This window comes from Ruegeria sp. O4 (assembly GCF_056535125.1).
The window spans coordinates 110141-128365 of sequence record NZ_JBQERO010000003.1; the positions used below are offsets into that span (position 1 = coordinate 110141).

Here is an 18225-nt window from a genome sequence, read left to right on the forward strand (position 1 = left end):
CTCCTAGGGTCTGCCTGAACCACAGGAGGGCGTCATGGCAACCGGCAAAAACATCCGGACCTATTTTCAGGGCCAATGGCATGACGGGGATACTCCCATCATGCGCGCAGCGGATCACGGGTCGTGGCTAGGGTCTTCGGTCTTTGACGGCGCCCGTTATTTCGACGGGTTGGCCCCTGATCTGCACGCGCATTGCGCCCGGGTGAACCGGTCCGCCGAAGCCCTGATGCTGACACCGACCATGACAACCGAGCAGATGGTCGAATTGGTGCATGAAGGGTTGCAAGCCTACAGCCCTGACACGGCTGTCTATATCCGCCCGATGTATTGGGGCATTGACGGCGATAGCACGGCAATCGTTCCGCAGGAAAACAGCACAGGGTTTGCCATCTGTCTGGAAGAAATCCCAATGGCACCTGAAACGGCTTCGGCCACGCTGGCGACCACGCGATTCCGTCGCCCGGTACTGGAATCGGCTGTGGTCAATGCCAAGGCCGGGTGCCTCTACCCCAACAATGCGCGCATGTTGCAAGAGGCACACTCCAAAGGATTCTCGAACGCTCTGGTCGCTGACGCGATGGGCAATGTGGCCGAAACGGCAACGGCCAACATCTTCATGGTAAAGGATGGCGAGGTCTTTACTCCGATCCCCAACGGGACATTTTTGGCAGGGATCACGCGGGCGCGACATATCAAGAATCTGCGCGAGGATGGTGTTACAGTTCATGAAACGGTCTTGGGTTTCGAGGATTTTCACCAGGCGGACGAGGTTTTCATGTCCGGCAATATGAGCAAGATCACACCGGTGACTGCGCTGGAGGACACACAGTTTCAGGTTGGTCCCATTGCCCGCCGTGCCCGCGCACTTTACTGGGACTGGGCTGCAAGCGAACGCTAGTACATCGACATGAACGTGTCCGAGTTGCCAGCACGCAAACGCTCGGGCATGATCCCTTAAAATTGAAGAGGACACCCATGCGTAAGTTCTTAGTTGTTCTGGATGACAGCCGTGAATGCCTGAACGCAATGCGGTTCGCCGCGATGCGTGCCGCGCATACAGGTGGCGGCGTGACGATCTTGTCGGTTATTCCGCCGGACGAGTTCAATCACTGGATCGGTGTTGCCGAAACCATGCGCGAAGAAGCCCGGGAACGTATCCATGCCCATTTCGAAGTCTTCGCCAAATGGATGCGCGACAAACAGAATGTAGAACCTGAACTGGCCATTCGCGAAGGTGATCCGGTGCCGCAGATCATCGAACACGTTCAGTCTGACCCTGAGATCGGCGTTCTTGTTCTTGGGGCGGGGACTGACAAGAAAGGCCCCGGCCCGCTGGTGACTCAGCTCACAAAAAACTCTGGCAGCCTACCGATCCCGATCACGATTGTTCCCGGTGACCTGAGCAAGGAAAAGTTGGAAGAAATCACCTGAGGATTGAACATGGCGAAGACGTTGCAGTTCTGGTTCGACTTCGCCTCGACCTATTCCTATCTCAGCGCGATGCGGATCGAACAGGCTGCGCAGGACAAAGGCGTCTCGGTCGACTGGCAGCCTTTTCTGTTAGGTCCGATTTTCGCGGATCAGGGATGGCGCACGTCGCCGTTCAACCTTTATCCGGCCAAAGGGCGCTATATGTGGCGCGACATGGAACGTCTTTGCGGCGCACGCGGGCTGCCGTTGGTTCGGCCTGACCCGTTCCCGCAATACTCTCTCACCGCAGCGCGCCTGGCTCTGGCCCTTGCGCATCGCGAAGAACGGGCTGCCTTCGCAAAGGCTGTCTTCTGCGCTGAATTCGGGGACGGGAGGAACATCTCTGACGAAGGCGTGCTTGAGGATTGCCTGAAGATGGCAGGTCTGCCTGCGGCAGTGATGAATCGCGCAAAAGATCCGAGCATCAAGGCTGCGCTGTTCGAGCAATCCGCGCGCGCAAAAGCACTTGGCCTGTTCGGCGCACCCAGTTTTGTGGCAGGGACAGAGTTGTTTTGGGGAGATGACCGGCTGGATGACGCGATTCGTTACGCGGTCACGATTTAGAATCGTTCCAAATATTGACTTCTCCGACCCCTGAGCGCATATCAGAAACACCTCAGACGGAGCTGCCTCATGTTCATCCAGACCGAATCCACCCCAAACCCGGCCACGTTGAAATTTCTGCCCGGCCAAACGGTTCTTGAGGCTGGAACCGCGGATTTCCCGACAGCCGAGGCTGGTGACAAGTCCCCATTGGCCAAACGAATCTTTGCCGTAAACGGCGTGACCGGTGTGTTCTTTGGAAACGATTTTGTCACTGTGACCAAATCCGACAATGTTCAGTGGGATCACATCAAACCTGCAATTCTTGGCGCAGTGATGGAGCATTATCAATCCGGCCAGCCCGTCATGGGTGCCGACGCGGCAGCGGCCTCGGGTCATGCCGAACATACCGGAGAAGATGCAGAGATCGTCAATCAGATCAAAGACCTGCTGGACAGCCGCGTGCGCCCGGCCGTAGCACAGGATGGTGGCGACATCACCTTTCATGGTTTTGATCGCGGCATCGTCTACCTGCACATGCAAGGTGCCTGCGCGGGGTGCCCGTCATCAACCCTGACACTGAAGATGGGTATCGAAAACCTGCTACGCCATTACATCCCCGAAGTGACTGAGGTTCGCCCAGTTGCCGTCTGACCCGACGATCCTGGCATTTGATACATCGGCCGCGCATTGCGCGGCCGCTTTGTTGCGTGGCGGTGTGATCGCAGTATCCCGTGTCGAAGGCATGTCGCGGGGTCAAGCCGAACGATTGATGCCCTTGCTGCAAGAAGTGCTGACCGAGGCCGGTTGCGTATGGGCCGATCTGGACGCTATCGGTGTTGGGATTGGGCCCGGCAATTTCACGGGTATACGCATCTCGGTCTCTGCCGCCCGGGGCCTTGCCTTGGGCCTTGGCGTCCCGGCGGTGGGCGTTTCTGGATTCGATGCTCTGATTGAACTGGCAGAAGCGGGGCAACTTCCAGCCATCCCTGCGCCGCGCGAACAGGTATATGTACAACTTCCCGGAACCGGCCCATGCCTTTTGCCTTTGGACGAGGCCGAAAAGCATGGGCCATTGTATGTCTGCCCCGACCCCGCATTGCAGATACAAGCCGTTGCCAGACTTGCCGCAAAACGATGGCACAGCGTCAGTGCGCCTCCGGCCCCGCTATATGTCAGACCTGCGGACGCGGCCCCATCCCGAGATGTGCCGCCTGTGTTACTGGACCAATGACGCCTTACGAGATGGCAGCGACACATGCAGCGGCATTCACCCAGTCACGCCCATGGACTGCCGATGAATTCGCCGGCCTTATGGAAAACCGGTTCACTGATTACGTTGGAAATGCCCGCTGCTTTGCCCTTTTTCAGGTGATCGCGGGTGAGGCAGAGTTACTGACGATTGCGACTCACCCCACGTTTCAAAGACAAGGTCTCGGGTTTCAGACCATGCGCATCTGGCACGACCGGGCAGTCACTTTGCAGGCAAACCGCGCATTTCTGGACGTGGCTGCCGACAATGTTGCAGCAATCGCGCTGTACGGGCGATGCGGGTATCGCCAGTGCGGTCGGCGCAAAGGTTATTATTCTAGAAAAACAGGCCCAAATATCGATGCTCTTGTGATGGAACGCGCACTGCCCTAACGGCAACCAAAGATTTTTTAGACCATTTGGTCAGAAATCAATTGACCATGACGGTTGCAAACGTCCTTAATTCCCGCCATCACAACACTTATGCTCGCTAAAAGTGGGTAAACGGGGCTAATCTGACCTCGTGCCAACAAAAAAATGGGAGACTTAAATGACCCTGATGAAATCCTTGATGGGTGCTGCCGCTGCTGTCGCTCTGACCGCAGGTGCAGCTTTCGCCGAACCGGCGCTGATCTTTGACCTGGGCGGCAAGTTCGACAAATCTTTCAACGAAGCTGCCTATAATGGCGCGCAGCGTTGGGCCAATGAGACCGGCGGCAAGTATCGCGAGATCGAGATCCAGTCGGAAGCACAGCGCGAACAGGCTCTGCGCCGTTTCGCAGAATCAGGTGCCAACCCGATCATCACCATGGGCTTTGGTATGGCTGATCCGTTGTCGGCTGTTGCAGGCGACTATCCTGAAACCAAATTCGTGGCTGTCGACGTGAACTGGCTGGACATCCCCAACATCCGCCAGATCGGCTTTGCCGAGCATGAAGGGTCGTACCTGGTTGGCATGATGGCCGCGATGGCATCAAAATCCGGCACCGTTGGCTTTATCGGCGGTATGGACATTCCGCTGATCCGCCACTTTGGCTGCGGATACGCACAAGGCGCCAAAGCGGTGAACCCGGACATCAATGTTGTCGCCAACATGACCGGCACCACCCCTGCGGCGTGGAACGATCCTGTAAAAGGTTCCGAACTTACAAAAGCACAGATCAGCCAGGGTGCTGACGTGATCTATGCCGCGGCTGGTGGTACAGGTGTAGGCGTTCTGCAAACGGCAGCCGACGAAGGCATTCTGTCGATCGGCGTGGACAGCAACCAGAACCACCTGCATCCGGGCAAGGTCCTGACGTCGATGCTGAAACGTGTCGACGTCGCGGTGTATGACGCGATGAAAGCAGGTGACGCCGTAGAAACCGGCGTGTTCACCATGGGACTGGCCGAAGAAGGTGTAGGCGTCGCCATGGACGATAACAACAAAGAGCTTGTCTCAGTTCGCATGAACGATGCGGTGGAAGAAGCCCGCAAAGCCATCATCAACGGCGATATCACCGTTGTCAGCTATTACGAGAACGACAGCTGCCCCGCACTGCAGTTCTGATACCGCGCGGGGCGGAAGGAACCCTTCCGCCCTGCCATCCACTCTGCCATCCGTGCCACCTGCCGGATGGGCTTTTCGGCAGTTGAGGGTAAGACATGACCGTCCCCGCCATTGAGCTCAAAGGGATTTCCAAATCCTTTGGGCCGGTTCAGGCCAACAAAGACATCTCAATCAGCGTCGCCCCCGGTACGATCCATGGGATTATCGGTGAAAACGGTGCGGGCAAATCCACGCTGATGAGCATCCTCTACGGCTTTTACAAAGCCGACAAAGGTGAAATTTGGATCAACGGGACAAAGACCGAAATCCCTGACAGCCAGGCGGCTATCGCCTCGGGCATCGGGATGGTGTTTCAGCATTTCAAGCTGGTGGAGAATTTCACGGTTCTGGAAAACATCGTTCTGGGTGCTGAAGATGGCGGCCTTCTGGCTCCGTCTCTGGCCAAGGCCCGCAAAGAGCTGAAAGAACTGGAAGAAGAATACGAACTGTTCGTTGACCCCGACAAACGCATTGATGAGATCGGTGTGGGGATGCAGCAGCGTGTCGAAATTTTGAAGGCATTGTATCGCAAGGCCGAGATTCTGATTCTGGATGAACCGACTGGTGTTCTGACCCCGGCTGAGGCTGACCAGCTGTTCCGTATTCTGGATCGTCTGCGGGCCGAAGGGAAAACGATCATCGTGATCACCCACAAGCTGCGCGAAATCATGGAAAACACCGATACCGTCTCGGTCATGCGCCGTGGGCAGATGACAGCTACGGTGAAAACTTTGGACACCAGCCCTGAAGAACTGGCCGAGCTGATGGTAGGCCGCAAGGTTTTGCTGCAAGTCGACAAGGTGCCTGCGACGCCGGGCAAACCCATCCTTGAGATCGAAAAGCTGAGCGTTTTCGATTCCGCCGGTGTTGAACGGGTCAAAGGTATCGACCTGACCGTGCGTGCCGGTGAGATCGTCGGTATTGCCGGTGTGGCGGGCAATGGGCAGTCGGAACTGCTGGAGGTTCTGGGCGGGATGCGTCCGGGACAAGGCTCGATCAAGCTGAACGGCGAACCGCTGGCCCTAAGCGGAGCCGGATCTGACGGTCAGGCGCGTCGTGCACAGCATATAGCGCATGTGCCGGAAGATCGGCAGCGTGAAGGCCTGATTATGGATTTCCACGCGTGGGAAAACGTGGCCTTTGGCTATCACCGGGACCCCGCTTATCAGCGGGGCCTGTTCATGGACAATGCCGCGTTGCGTGCTGATACCGAAGCCAAGATCGAGAAATTCGATGTCCGGCCACCGGATCCTTGGCTTGCAGCCAAGAGCTTTTCGGGTGGAAACCAGCAGAAAATCGTCGTTGCCCGCGAAATCGAGCGAAACCCTGACCTGCTGCTGGTCGGCCAGCCGACGCGCGGCGTTGACATCGGCGCGATCGAATTCATTCACAAGCAGATCGTAGCCCTGCGCGATCAAGGCAAGGCGATCCTGCTGGTTTCGGTTGAATTGGAAGAGATATTCTCGCTGTCCGACCGGATCGCAGTGATGTTCGACGGGCATATCATGGGTGAACGGCTGCCCAATGAAACAGATGAAAAAGAACTTGGCCTGCTGATGGCCGGTGTTGCAGGAGAGGCCGCGTAGGATGGAAAAAATGCCTAAATGGGCCGATGTCGTTCTGATCCCGCTGATCAGTCTGATGCTGGCCGCTATCCTGTCGGCGCTGGTCATCCTCGCCATCGGAGAAAACCCCGTCGAAGCTGTTAAGCTGATGGTTTCGGGCGCGTTGGGGTCAACCTATGGCTGGGGCTATACGCTCTATTACGCGACGAATTTCATGTTTACCGGTCTTGCGGTCGCCGTCGCATTCCACGCCCGCTTGTTCAACATCGGTGGCGAAGGTCAGGCGATGCTGGGCGGTCTTGGGGTGGCCATGGTTTGCCTTTACGTCGACTGGCCGCATTGGAGCATTGCATTGCTTGCGGCCTGCGCCGCATCAATGCTGTTCGGCGCGTTTTGGGCCGCTATCCCGGCCTATCTTCAGGCCAAGCGCGGCAGCCATATCGTGATCACCACGATCATGTTCAATTTTATTGCCGCTGCCTTTCTGAACTACATGCTGGTCAATGTCATGCGCCCGCAAGGGTCGCAGGACCCGGCAACCGCACGGTTCCCCGAATCCGTCCATCTGCCAACATTCCAGTCAATGTTCTCAACCGCAGAGAACGTGGTGTTCCGGGGGGCTCCGGTAAACATTACGTTCTTCATCGCTTTGCTGGCCTGTGTCGTCGTCTGGGCGCTGATCTGGCGGACCCGGCTGGGCTATGAAATCCGTGCTTACGGCCACTCAGAAACCGGCGCGGTCTATGCCGGCATCTCGCCGGTTCGCATTACCATTGTTGCGATGCTGATCTCGGGTGCGCTGGCAGGTCTGATGGCCATCAACAACGTTATGGGCGAGGCGGAGCGCCTTGTCCTGAACTCGACCGAGGGTGCTGGGTTCATCGGGATTGCAGTGGCCCTTATGGGGCGATCACATCCTTTCGGCGTATTGCTGGCCGCGCTTTTGTTCGGGTTCCTGTATCAGGGCGGGGCCGAGCTGGCACTGTGGGCATCGATCCCCCGCGAACTGATCGTGGTCATTCAGGCGCTGGTGATCCTGTTCACCGGTGCGCTGGACAACATGGTACGGATGCCGCTTGAGAAACTGTTCCTTGGTATGCGGAAGAGGGCAGAGTAATGGACTTCTTTGTAACCCTCATCCAGGTTCTGGATTCGACCATCCGCCTATCCACGCCTCTTTTGCTGGCCTGTTTGGCCGGTCTGTATTCGGAACGGGCTGGCATTTTCGACATCGGGCTGGAAGGCAAAATGCTGGTGGCCGCGTTCTTTTCTGCGGCTGTCGCGGCGGTTACGGGTTCAGTCTGGCTGGGCTTGCTGGCTGGCATCGGATCCTCATTGGCGCTGTCAGGGCTGCACGGGTTGGCATCGATAACCTTCCGGGGCAACCAGCTGATTTCGGGTGTTGCAATAAACTTTCTCGCCTCGGGCCTGACAGTGCTTGTCGCCCAAAGCTGGTTCCAACAGGGCGGTCGTACGCCCTCGCTCTTTGGTGGCGGCCGGTTCGAGCCTATCAACTTTCCATTTGCCGATGCGCTTGGAGGGGTTCCGATTGTCGGCCCTATCTATTCCGAACTGCTCTCGGGCCATTCGATCCTTGTTTATGTGGCATTCCTGATGGTTCCAGCAACGTGGTGGGTGCTTTTCCGCACACGGTTCGGCCTGCGCCTGCGGGCTGTGGGTGAAAACCCGGCAGCCGTCGACACGGCGGGTGTATCCGTGGTTGGCCTGCGCTTCGCAGCCGTCGCGATCTGTGGCGTACTTTGTGGTATCGCGGGCGCTTATCTGGCGACGGCTTTGCAGGCGGGGTTCGTCAAGGAAATGACCGCTGGTCGTGGTTTTATTGCGCTGGCCGCCTTGATCTTTGCCAAATGGCGCCCGTGGCACGCCATGTGGGCCTGTTTGCTGTTTGGCCTGCTTCAGGCGGTAGCACTTCGGTTCCAAAACATCGATCTTGGCGGCGTAGTGATTCCGGTCCAGGTGATGGACGCCCTGCCCTATATCCTGACAGTTGTTATTCTGGCCGGTTTTGTCGGCAAGGCCGTGCCACCACGGGCAGGCGGAGAGCCCTACATCAAAGAGCGCTGATAAGGCCAGTTCCGAATGGAGTTTCGGTCCTGTTCGCTGCAAGGCGGCATGCAGAGTTGATTTTGCATGCTGCAACCGTTCTAAGAGGGTATGCACGTATACCTTCCCATAGCCGAAGTTTCTGTCAGCCCATTCCTGCTGTTGGGGATCGGTGGGGTCGTCGGTGTTTTATCTGGTATGTTCGGGGTCGGCGGAGGATTTTTGATCACTCCGCTGCTGTTTTTTATCGGCATACCTCCGGCGATTGCCGTTGCGACATCAGCCAATCAGGTTGTCGCTTCTTCCATTTCGGGATTGCTGGCGCATCTTAGGCGCAAGACCGTGGACCTGAAAATGGGAAGCGTTCTGCTGACCGGAGGGTTGTTTGGCGCGGCCCTGGGTATGGTGGTTTTCAATTTTCTCAAGCATCTCGGACAGGTCGATCTGGCTGTACAGATTTGCTATGTCGTATTTCTGGGGGCTATCGGAACCCTGATGTTCATTGAAAGCCTTGCCGCCATCCGAAAAGCCAGAAAGTCCGGGTATCAACCTGCCCCCAAGCGACGCCAGCGTACATGGGTTCACGCACTGCCCTTCAAGATGCGGTTTCGGGCATCAAGCCTTTACATCTCGGTCATACCACCTGCACTGGTCGGGTTTGGTGTTGGCATCCTGTCGGCGATCATGGGTGTCGGCGGCGGGTTCATCATGGTACCCGCGATGATCTATGTTCTTGGCATTCCGACCAAAGTGGTTATCGGGACATCCCTGTTCCAGATCATTTTCGTCGCCGGTTTCACAACCATGATACATGCGTCGACAAATTTCAGCGTCGACATAGTGCTTGCCCTGTTCTTGTTGCTTGGCGGCGTTCTGGGCGCGCAATTGGGGACGCAGATCGGTGCACGTCTGAAAGCCGAACAGCTGCGCATTCTGTTGGCGTTGCTGGTCATGGGCGTTGCCGGAAAGATCGGATTTGACCTTCTATTGCCGCCGTTGGAGATCTTTTCTCTGGCAGAGCCTGGAGGGGTATGATGTTGTTTTCTCCGTACCACGCGACAATAACCGCTCTTGAATTCGAGTTTGATAGAAGGCAAGCCAAGACCCAGCGCAAAGTGACGGTATCATGCATATTTACCTGCCCATAGCCGAAGTCTCGGTAAATGCATTTCTACTCCTTGGTCTGGGTGGAATGGTTGGAATTCTGTCGGGGATGTTCGGGGTCGGCGGCGGGTTTCTCATGACGCCGCTGCTGTTTTTCATTGGCATACCACCGGCTGTTGCGGTTGCGACAGAGGCCAATCAGATTGTTGCATCGTCCTTTTCCGGGGTGCTGGCCCATTTTCGACGAAAGACCGTTGACCTCAAGATGGGTACGGTTTTGTTGACAGGCGGTCTAGTCGGGGCTGCATTGGGCGTTGTTGTCTTTAACTATCTAAAAAGCCTAGGCCAGGTCGACCTTCTGGTAACCCTTTGTTACGTGGTCTTCCTTGGTATCATTGGCAGCCTGATGTTCATCGAAAGCCTGAGGGCGCTGCGCAAAGCCAAGAAAGGCGGGGCAGCGCCAGCCAAGCGCCGCCAACGTGGCTGGGTTCATTCGATGCCCTTCAAGATGCGCTTTCGCACATCAGGTCTTTATATCTCGGTCATTCCACCGGTTGTAGTTGGTCTAAGCGTCGGGGTCTTGTCCGCGATTATGGGGGTCGGTGGCGGCTTCATCATGGTCCCGGCGATGATTTACCTGCTGGGAATGCCCACGAAAGTCGTTGTCGGCACATCGTTGTTTCAGATCATCTTCGTAACCGCATTTACCACGATGCTGCACGCGACCACCAACTATACAGTGGACATTGTCCTGGCGGTATTGCTGCTGGTCGGGGGCGTCATTGGCGCCCAGATCGGAACCGTAATCGGTTCGCGCATGCCGGCAGAACAACTACGCGTTCTGTTGGCGGCGCTGGTTCTGGTCGTCTGCGGCAAGCTGGCCCTTGATCTGCTTCTTGAACCATCCGAGCTTTATTCGCTTGGCAACAGCGGGGGGCATTAAGAATGCTGCGCTATGTCTTTGCCGCTTTGTGCCTGTTCTGCCTGCCCGCCGCAGCCGATGAAGAGCAGGTCGTCCTGGGCCTCAGCCAGGATCGTGTTGCGATCACTGCCGACTTTGACGGGTCTGAGATCCTCATTTTCGGGGCCATCAAACGGGAAACACCCATTCCCCCAGGCCCACCGGTCGCAGTTATCGTCGCGGTCGCTGGCCCGTCCGAGCCCGTCACGGTTCGCCGCAAGGAACGAAAGTTGGGGATTTGGGTAAACACCGATAGCGTGCTGGTCGACCTGGCACCAAGTTTCTACGCAGTTGCCACCAGCGAACCGTTGGATCAAATACTGACCGATACCGAAGACCTGCGTCACCGCATTTCGATTGAACGCGCGATCCGGTCTGTAGGAGCGGCGATGCACATCCGTGGTGCTCAGGATTTTGCAGATGCCGTAATCCGGATCCGTGAATCCGAACAGTTGTATTCCATCCGCGAGAACACAGTGGCCGTGGACGAACAAACCTTGTTCCGGACGTCAATCGACATGCCCGCGGACCTGACCGAAGGGGATTATTCCGCCCGGATCTTCCTGACCCGCGGAGGAGAGGTTGTATCGCAATACGAAACCACAATCGATGTTCGCAAAGTCGGGTTAGAGCGGTTTCTGTACAATATGTCCCGTCAGCAACCCGTTTGGTACGGGCTGATGTCATTGGTTATCGCAATTGCCGCGGGTTGGGGCGCGTCGACAGCGTTCCGTCTGTTGCGGGAAAACTGACACTCACCCCCTGCCGATATAGGGCATGGTCGTGGCCATGACCGTCATGAACTGCACATTTGCTTCGGGTGGCAGGGTGGCCATATGCAGAACGGACCGCGCGGCATCTTCAACCGCCATGGTTGGGTCCGGCGTCTGGCCTGCCGCCTGCGCCGCATCCACCAGATCCTGAACCATCTGCGTGCGTGCGTTGCCGATATCGATCTGACCACATGCAATTCCAAAGGATCGTCCATCCAGTGAAAGGCTGCGCGTCAGCCCCGTAATGGCATGTTTGGTCGCCGAATAATGTACAGAATTCGGACGCGGAACATGCGCTGCAATCGATCCGTTATTGATGATCCGCCCGCCCTGCGGGCTTTGATGACGCATGATCCCAAAGGCCTCACGCGCGCATAGAAACATACCGTTCAGGTTGACGTTGACGGTTTGATACCAATCGTCCAACGCGATTTCGTCGATTGTGCCCCCGCGGGCAAAAATACCAGCGTTGTTAAACAGAACATCAAGTCGCCCTGTCCGATCCATGAATACGTGGAACGCCTGTTTGACTGCGTCCGGGTCGGTCACATCGGCGGGCATTGCTATGGCCGCCGGGTATTCTTGCGCGAGGGCATTCAGCTTGTCCGCGCTGCGCGCCAGCAGCCCGACCGTCCAGCCCTGCGCCAGAAAAAGCTCGGCGGTGGCCCGACCTATGCCAGAGCTTGCACCAGTTACGATTATGGAACCCATGTCTCTTCTGTCTCCAGTGTGAGTGAAACTGCGGGGACCGCGCGCAAATCATCAATCTGCAACGGGTGGGTGGGTTTCGACAGCCGGTTACGGACCACCCAGATCAAACGCTCTTGAGCGCGTGTGATCGCAACATAAGCCAAACGCTTCCACAAAGGTTGCCCAGCCTCGGAACGGCCCATACGGGCCGCGGCGTAAATGTCAGGGGCAAACACCTGAACCGTGTCCCACTGTGATCCTTGTGCCTTATGTATCGTCACCGCAGCCCCGTGCAAAAACGTCGCCCCCATACGGGCAGCAAAAGGAATGAAGGGCTCTTCCTCATCCGGTTTTTCGATCTGGACAATCGACGCAGCGCTGACCTGTGGGTCTTCGGCCCCCATCACATGCAAGCGCGAAAACCCCGGTTTGCGACCGGGACCAAGATAAACAACCTGGGCTCCTTTGATCAGGCCGCGCGCCTCAAGATCCAACCGCTTCTTGCGGTGCTTCAACGGCAACTCGATCCCGTCGCAGATCAGCGGCTCGCCTTCCAAAAGCTCCGTATCCGGTGCACCATGAACCTGCCTGAACGCCTGTATCAAACGAATGCGCGTGGCGTTGCGCCAGACCAGAACCGGGCTGCGCGCCATCAGATCAACTTCGACCCGCTGCCCCCAAACGACCCTGTCATCCCGCCGGGCAGTGTCTTCGACCAGACGTTCAAATTCTTCAAATCCCATCGACGGATCGGCAAGAGCGTGCGCCAGATCCAGGATCGGGTTATCTGCATCCTGCCGATGCACACGCTGAAGCGTCAGCTTTCGCGGTTCGGGCAAGGCTTCAAACACCATGCTGCCGGACTGATTGACCGGAGCCAGCTGTGCGGGATCACCGAACAGTAGAAGGGTCGGGAATATCTCTTTCAGGTCCTCGAACTGACGATCATCCAGCATCGACGCCTCATCGACAAACCCGATATCCAGCGGTTCCTCACGGCGTTTCCAACCGGTAATGAAATCTGAACCGCGCAATCCGGCTGCGGCCAGCGCTCCGGGTATCGATTTGTTGTTATGATAAAACGCAGCAGCACGGTCCAAAGCTTCGTCTGTCAGACCTTCGATCTCGGGACGCTCATCATTTCCGGCCAGCCACTCGGCGATACGCTCGTATTCCGGGTCATAAACCGGCGTATAAAGGATGCGGTGAATAGTAGTTGCCGGAACACCGCGAAGGCGCAGAACACTTGCGGCCTTGTTCGTGGGGGCCAGAATGGCAAGGCTGCGCTTGTCTCTGGATTTCCGGCTTTCGTAATCGCCGGACACGACCTGAACGCCGGTCTCCGCCAGCGCTTTGTAAAGTTCGGCCAGTAGCAACGTTTTGCCGGACCCGGCCTTGCCGATGACAGCCATCACGCCAGACTTCCCTGCCCCCGGCAGTTTCAGAAGGGCATCGTCCTCCAGGTCGACACCGGCTGAGCGCAGCATCTCAGCGATGCTGTCATACGCGGCGGCCTGATCATCTGAGAAGGTCACGTTGGGCAAAGACATGGCGCGACCCTACAGGGCCGCGCCAACCATCACCAGATGCGGAATTGCGTTTTCCGGTCCTTAGGCAGACAAGGCAAATCGGTGCAGTTTGGATCGCCCGAAAGCCGCCTTGAACCACATGCGCGAAAGCTCACGCGGGATGCCTGCCCGTTCAGCCACGCGGTTGCAATCATCCGCTGAATAGGGCCACAACCCAACCGAGATCTGGTCACGCCCTTTGCCTTGGGTTCCAAGAACCTCGGGGGACGACCCGATCAGACGATAGATCCGGATCATACGGGCATCAAAAACACCGGCAATATGCGTCAGGCCAAAGCCTTCCATCATCTCGCCCCCGCTTAGCATGATGGCCCCGGCAGTGTGCGGGCTGGCTGTGCGGGACAGGCAGAACCGGGTCACCTCCCAGATCAGCGGGCTGCAAATCGGCTTGCCGCCGTTGAGATGCCCAAACACCTCATTGATCATTACCCGGCCTGTTGTCGGCAATACCCGCATCGACCCGCCATGGCTGCCATCCGGTTCTTCCCAGATGACATAAAGCGGGTTGAGGTCGTCGTACTCATCCCGCTCTTCTCCTTTTTTGTTGACATGGACATCCCACCCCAACCGGGTTTTGAACTGATCTGCGCGATCCTTGAACATCCCCTCAGCCAGAGTCGGAAATCTGTGTAACTCATCGGCATATAGATAACGCAACATGACTTTTCCCCTTGTCGTCCTGTGCAGGAACGAAGGGGGTACAGAGTCGTGGTTAATATTGCGTTTTGAGTACGCTCTGCCCTTAAACCACTATTAATCCCCGGCTGAGTGCCGTTGCGATTGCGTGGGTCGTGTTAAGGGCTCCGAGTTTCGATCGGGCGCTTTCAATGTAAACGCGTAGCGTGTGTTCGGAAATCGACAGGGAATGCGCCACCTGAGCACGGCTGTAACCCAGTGCCAAAAGGGTAATGGCGTCGATTTCACGGGGTGACAGGCCGCGCGTGGCATCCGGTTGCCTGTCCTTTTCAAACTCCAGCGCTTTGCGGTTGATGTAGTGCGCAACAAGAATCAACTCACGCCCGTAGGTCGAGATAAAGGTCTGCCAGGTTTGATCGTCGCAGCTGTGGTTAACGGTAAAAAGAGCGAACTGACCGTTTGGCCCTCGGATCGGGATCGAGTATCCCTGATTGCCGACCCCATGGTCGTGGGCATCCTGAAGGAATGATTTGGCCACCTTGCTGGACCAGTCCAGCGACTTCCAGTCAACCGGGTGAAATCTCTGGAAACACCCCAGAATTACAGGGTCGATACGATGATAGTTTTTTTCCCTGTATCGTTCGTCCCAGGCGTCTGAGTATGTCGTATACCCGTATTGGTCACCTGCGCCGTCAACCCAGTGATATGTCAGATGTGCAACCTTCAAAGTGTCTCGCAGACACTCGGCGACGATGCTGAGCTCTTCAAGCGTGCTGGTGTTTTCCAAATCCTGCAGGATTTGACCCAAATCGGTTTTCGTTCCCATCCGCGGGCGCCCGTGCCTCGTTCTTCAGGGACGCGATCTCGGCCGCGGCAATCAGCCTTGTATCATCAAGCTGTTCTGCAAGCGCGCTCAACCCATTCGCAACGGCGAAAGCGTTGAGGTCCGATAGTACGTCCAATATCCACTCATTTTGCGCCATCAGGGTCTCTCTGAAACAGTTAACGAAGCGTTAACACAACCATAACATGTATGAACTTTTTCGACCTATTCACCGGTTTCTACTCCCCAAAAATAGCGGGGGTAAAAATCGCAAGCATCTGAAAGCATGAAATAGGCCTGCAAACAGCAAACCACCCGCGAACTGACAGTGCGATTCGCGGGTGGTTTTTGTCTAAGGTCCTGAACTTTATCAGCCTGCGTCCAAAACCTCCTCAAGGGTGCGCAATCCGGTACGCGGTGCCTGAACAAGCACAGACATGTTGCCCGGCTTGTGTTCATTCCGCAGCATTTTCATATGTGCTTCCGGTAGGTCGTTCCAGGCAAACACCTCGGACATACAGGGATCCAGGCGGCGCTCGACCATCAGCTTGTTCGCCGCCGCCGCCTGTTTCAGATGGGCAAAATGCGAACCCTGCAGGCGTTTCTGGTGCATCCACATGTAACGCACGTCGAATGTGCAGTTGAACCCGGACGTCCCCGCACAAATCACAACCATGCCGCCTTTTTTCACCACGAAAGTCGAGACCGGGAAGGTGCTCTCGCCCGGATGCTCGAACACCATGTCGACGTTGTTGCCCTTGCCGGTGATGTCCCAGATTGCCTTGCCGAATTTGCGGGCCTCTTTGAACCACTCGGCGTATTCGGGCGTATTGACCGTGGGCAGTTGACCCCAGCAATTAAAGTCGCGGCGGTTCAGAACCCCCTTTGCGCCCAGACCCATGACGAAATCACGCTTGCTTTCGTCCGAGATCACCCCGATCGCGTTTGCCCCGGCTGTGTTGATCAACTGGATAGCATAAGATCCCAGACCGCCCGAGGCACCCCAGACCAGAACGTTCTGACCCGGTTTCAGGTCATGCGGTTCGTGACCAAACAGCATACGATAAGCTGTCGCGAGTGTCAGCGTGTAGCAGGCCGCTTCTTCCCAAGTCAGGTGCTTGGGGCGCGGCATCAACTGCTGAGCCTGCACGCGTGTGAACTGGCTGAATGAGCCGTCAGGTGTTTCATAGCCCCAGATCCGCTGGCTGGTCGAATACATTGGGTCGCCGCCGTTGCATTCTTCGTCGTCGCCATCGTCCTGGTTGCAGTGGATGACAACTTCGTCGCCAACCTTCCACCGCTTGACCTTGTCACCAACGGCCCAGACGATACCCGATGCATCAGAACCCGCGACATGGTACGGTGCCTTATGGCCATCAAAGGGGCTGATCGGCTGGCCCAGTGCAGCCCAGACACCGTTGTAATTAACGCCTGCAGCCATCACCAGAACAAGCACCTCATTGCTGTCCAGCGTGGGTACATCGACCACTTCCTGCTGCATCGCAGTGTTTGGCTCGCCATGGCGTTCCTTTCGGATGGCCCAGGCGTACATTTGTTTCGGGACATATCCCATCGGAGGGATCTCACCCATTTCATAGAGGTCTTTTTCGGGTGCCTCATACGACGCGATACCGGTTTCGGTGTCCAAAGCCATGCTGGCCTCCTTTTTCAATACTTTTGCCGCGACGCAGAATCGCGCGCTTTATCAGATGAAATATTGGCCATCGCGAAATATTGCAACCGTTTTTGATGCAAATTTGTAATTTTATGACCCAGCAGTTGCAGAAATTATTTTGCATCCGCAGAATCAAGGAGGCGCGCTGCCACCGGTACAGATGCTGCATAATACTCCAGCAGATCACCGCGTTGCCCAGATGCAGAAAGAATATGCCCCTGCCGCTTGAGTATCCGTCGTTCAATCAACTGGTCCAATGCGCTTGATATGGCCAATGCATTGTCTTGGGTCTGCTTACCGTCGCGTTCCATCATCGCCTGAATAGAGGACCGCAGTTCCTGTTCCGCCATCGGCCCATTGTCACGTATCAGCAAACAGGCCGCAGGGGCCGGGACCAACGGGATCGCGTTCTGGATACGCTGCATCAATGTACGCGCCAGATCGGTCATCATGTCGTCACTACCCTCGGCCCGGAACTCTTTCAGAGAAATCGGCAGCCCGTACCGGACCGATGCCAGCCCAAACCGCTTGTAGCGCCCGATCACTCGCCGCCAGATCTGTTTGAGAATCCAACGCGTGATGACTCCGATCCGCGCCCGGAAACGACGTTCTGTTCCCAACGCCGCGCGGGTCAGAATGGTGTCTTCAAGCACGCGATCATAATTCAAAGCGACGGGAACGAATACAACATCACGCCCCTGCGACGTCGTCCCATCCATTATGTACTTGAGCAATCCAAGCTTTGGGCGGGCGAGCGCTCCTGTCAGGCTTAAACCACCTTCTGGAAACATGGCTTGCGTCACACCGGCTTCGGTCGCATGGCGCACATAGGTGGACAAAACCTGCCGGTAGAGCTCGCTGCCTGACTTGCGCCGGATAAAGTAAGCACCCATTGCACGGATCAACCGGCTGAGCGGCCAAACCCGAGCCCATTCTCCTACCGCGTAGGATAAAGCAGAATGCGGGGCCGCCAGATATGTAACCAACACATAGTCCATGTTGCTTCTGTGGTTCATCACAAAAACAACGGTTGCATCAGGGTCGATGGTCCTGACCGAGTCTTCGTCTTCGTAGCTAAGCCGCACCTCGTAGAACGTGTTGCTTAGCAGCCGGGCCAAACGGATCGCAAAACTGAAATAGGCGAAGGCGGAAAAGGACGGCACGATTTCGCGGGCATAGCGGCGTGCTTGTTCGGATGCGACGGCTTCGGGTATTCCGGTTTCAAGGGCGTGATGCTGGACCGCTTTACCGACCTGTGGATCATAAATCAGCCGTTGAATCATGTCGTGCCGACGGGCCAGCTTGAACGGTTGGATCGGACGTTGCAGGCGCTGGTTCAAACGCGCCACGGCACGTTCCAACCGACGGCGGAAGAACCATCGGACTGACGGGAACAGGAAATGTGAAGCGAAAGTAACCATGGCAAAGACCACGATCAGCACAAAAAGCCAAAGCGGAAGTTCCACGGTTTGCGTCATAGCCGCACCTTGCCA

At 56.7% G+C, this 18225-nt stretch carries 19 protein-coding genes; 13 read left to right on the forward strand and 6 right to left on the reverse strand.

The features are described from left to right. Positions 1-34: 34 nt before the first annotated feature. The 13 genes from ACR0J7_RS06320 to ACR0J7_RS06380 all read left to right on the forward strand — a co-directional run bounded on the left by ACR0J7_RS06320 (position 35) and on the right by ACR0J7_RS06380 (position 11298). A complete protein-coding gene (locus ACR0J7_RS06320; protein ID WP_480913615.1) occupies positions 35-898 on the forward strand; it encodes a branched-chain amino acid aminotransferase in 864 nt (287 codons plus the stop codon). A 77-nt stretch (positions 899-975) separates the two neighbouring features. Then, on the forward strand, positions 976-1431 hold the full coding sequence (locus ACR0J7_RS06325) for a universal stress protein (RefSeq protein ID WP_267366250.1): 456 nt from the start codon (positions 976-978) through the stop codon (positions 1429-1431). A gap of 9 nt (positions 1432-1440) precedes the next feature. Next, a complete protein-coding gene (locus ACR0J7_RS06330; RefSeq protein ID WP_480913617.1) occupies positions 1441-2034 on the forward strand; it encodes a DsbA family protein in 594 nt (197 codons plus the stop codon). Between the two features lie 69 nt (positions 2035-2103). Then, the gene (locus ACR0J7_RS06335) at positions 2104-2667 is read left to right on the forward strand and encodes a NifU family protein (RefSeq protein WP_480483192.1); all 564 of its coding nucleotides are present in this window, start codon (positions 2104-2106) and stop codon (positions 2665-2667) included. Continuing rightward, complete coding sequence (gene tsaB, locus ACR0J7_RS06340; RefSeq protein WP_480506753.1) at positions 2657-3247, forward strand: tRNA (adenosine(37)-N6)-threonylcarbamoyltransferase complex dimerization subunit type 1 TsaB; 591 nt, start codon at positions 2657-2659, stop codon at positions 3245-3247. The genes ACR0J7_RS06335 and tsaB overlap by 11 nt, the downstream gene beginning before the upstream one ends. Further along, positions 3244-3657 (forward strand): GNAT family N-acetyltransferase, encoded by a 414-nt coding sequence (locus ACR0J7_RS06345; RefSeq protein ID WP_480506752.1) that lies wholly within the window; start codon positions 3244-3246, stop codon positions 3655-3657. The genes tsaB and ACR0J7_RS06345 overlap by 4 nt, the downstream gene beginning before the upstream one ends. A 157-nt stretch (positions 3658-3814) precedes the next feature. Further along, on the forward strand, positions 3815-4813 hold the full coding sequence (locus ACR0J7_RS06350) for a BMP family lipoprotein (RefSeq protein WP_209506467.1): 999 nt from the start codon (positions 3815-3817) through the stop codon (positions 4811-4813). Positions 4814-4908: 95 nt separating this feature from the next. After that, positions 4909-6438, forward strand: a complete 1530-nt coding sequence (locus ACR0J7_RS06355) for an ABC transporter ATP-binding protein (RefSeq protein ID WP_480558831.1) — start codon at positions 4909-4911, stop codon at positions 6436-6438. Between the two features lies 1 nt (position 6439). After that, the gene (locus ACR0J7_RS06360; RefSeq protein ID WP_267363837.1) at positions 6440-7534 is read left to right on the forward strand and encodes an ABC transporter permease; all 1095 of its coding nucleotides are present in this window, start codon (positions 6440-6442) and stop codon (positions 7532-7534) included. Continuing rightward, positions 7534-8502: an ABC transporter permease gene (locus tag ACR0J7_RS06365; protein ID WP_480475132.1), complete on the forward strand. Its 969-nt coding sequence runs from the start codon at positions 7534-7536 to the stop codon at positions 8500-8502. The genes ACR0J7_RS06360 and ACR0J7_RS06365 overlap by 1 nt, the downstream gene beginning before the upstream one ends. Positions 8503-8592: 90 nt before the next feature. Continuing rightward, positions 8593-9516: a sulfite exporter TauE/SafE family protein gene (locus tag ACR0J7_RS06370; RefSeq protein ID WP_480913620.1), complete on the forward strand. Its 924-nt coding sequence runs from the start codon at positions 8593-8595 to the stop codon at positions 9514-9516. Positions 9517-9607: 91 nt separating this feature from the next. After that, the gene (locus tag ACR0J7_RS06375) at positions 9608-10528 is read left to right on the forward strand and encodes a sulfite exporter TauE/SafE family protein (protein ID WP_480475128.1); all 921 of its coding nucleotides are present in this window, start codon (positions 9608-9610) and stop codon (positions 10526-10528) included. Positions 10529-10530: 2 nt separating this feature from the next. Continuing rightward, entirely contained in the window at positions 10531-11298 is a 768-nt protein-coding gene (locus ACR0J7_RS06380; RefSeq protein ID WP_480506748.1) for a TIGR02186 family protein, read from the forward strand. A 3-nt stretch (positions 11299-11301) separates the two neighbouring features. Here the strand turns inward: ACR0J7_RS06380 and ACR0J7_RS06385 are convergent, their stop codons facing one another. The 6 genes from ACR0J7_RS06385 to ACR0J7_RS06410 form a co-directional block, all read right to left on the reverse strand. Then, entirely contained in the window at positions 11302-12030 is a 729-nt protein-coding gene (locus tag ACR0J7_RS06385; protein WP_480554204.1) for an SDR family oxidoreductase, read from the reverse strand. Further along, on the reverse strand, positions 12018-13559 hold the full coding sequence (locus ACR0J7_RS06390; RefSeq protein WP_480506746.1) for an ATP-dependent DNA helicase: 1542 nt from the start codon (positions 13557-13559) through the stop codon (positions 12018-12020). The genes ACR0J7_RS06385 and ACR0J7_RS06390 overlap by 13 nt, the downstream gene beginning before the upstream one ends. 60 nt (positions 13560-13619) lie before the next feature. Further along, on the reverse strand, positions 13620-14258 hold the full coding sequence (locus ACR0J7_RS06395; protein WP_267363827.1) for an acyl-homoserine-lactone synthase: 639 nt from the start codon (positions 14256-14258) through the stop codon (positions 13620-13622). A gap of 82 nt (positions 14259-14340) precedes the next feature. Beyond that, positions 14341-15060 (reverse strand): helix-turn-helix transcriptional regulator, encoded by a 720-nt coding sequence (locus ACR0J7_RS06400; RefSeq protein WP_209506490.1) that lies wholly within the window; start codon positions 15058-15060, stop codon positions 14341-14343. A 367-nt stretch (positions 15061-15427) separates the two neighbouring features. Continuing rightward, the gene (ccrA, locus tag ACR0J7_RS06405; RefSeq protein ID WP_480475116.1) at positions 15428-16711 is read right to left on the reverse strand and encodes a crotonyl-CoA carboxylase/reductase; all 1284 of its coding nucleotides are present in this window, start codon (positions 16709-16711) and stop codon (positions 15428-15430) included. Between the two features lie 134 nt (positions 16712-16845). Continuing rightward, positions 16846-18210, reverse strand: coding sequence for a 1-acyl-sn-glycerol-3-phosphate acyltransferase (locus ACR0J7_RS06410; protein WP_480773320.1), 1365 nt, complete (start codon positions 18208-18210; stop codon positions 16846-16848). Positions 18211-18225: the final 15 nt, after the last annotated feature.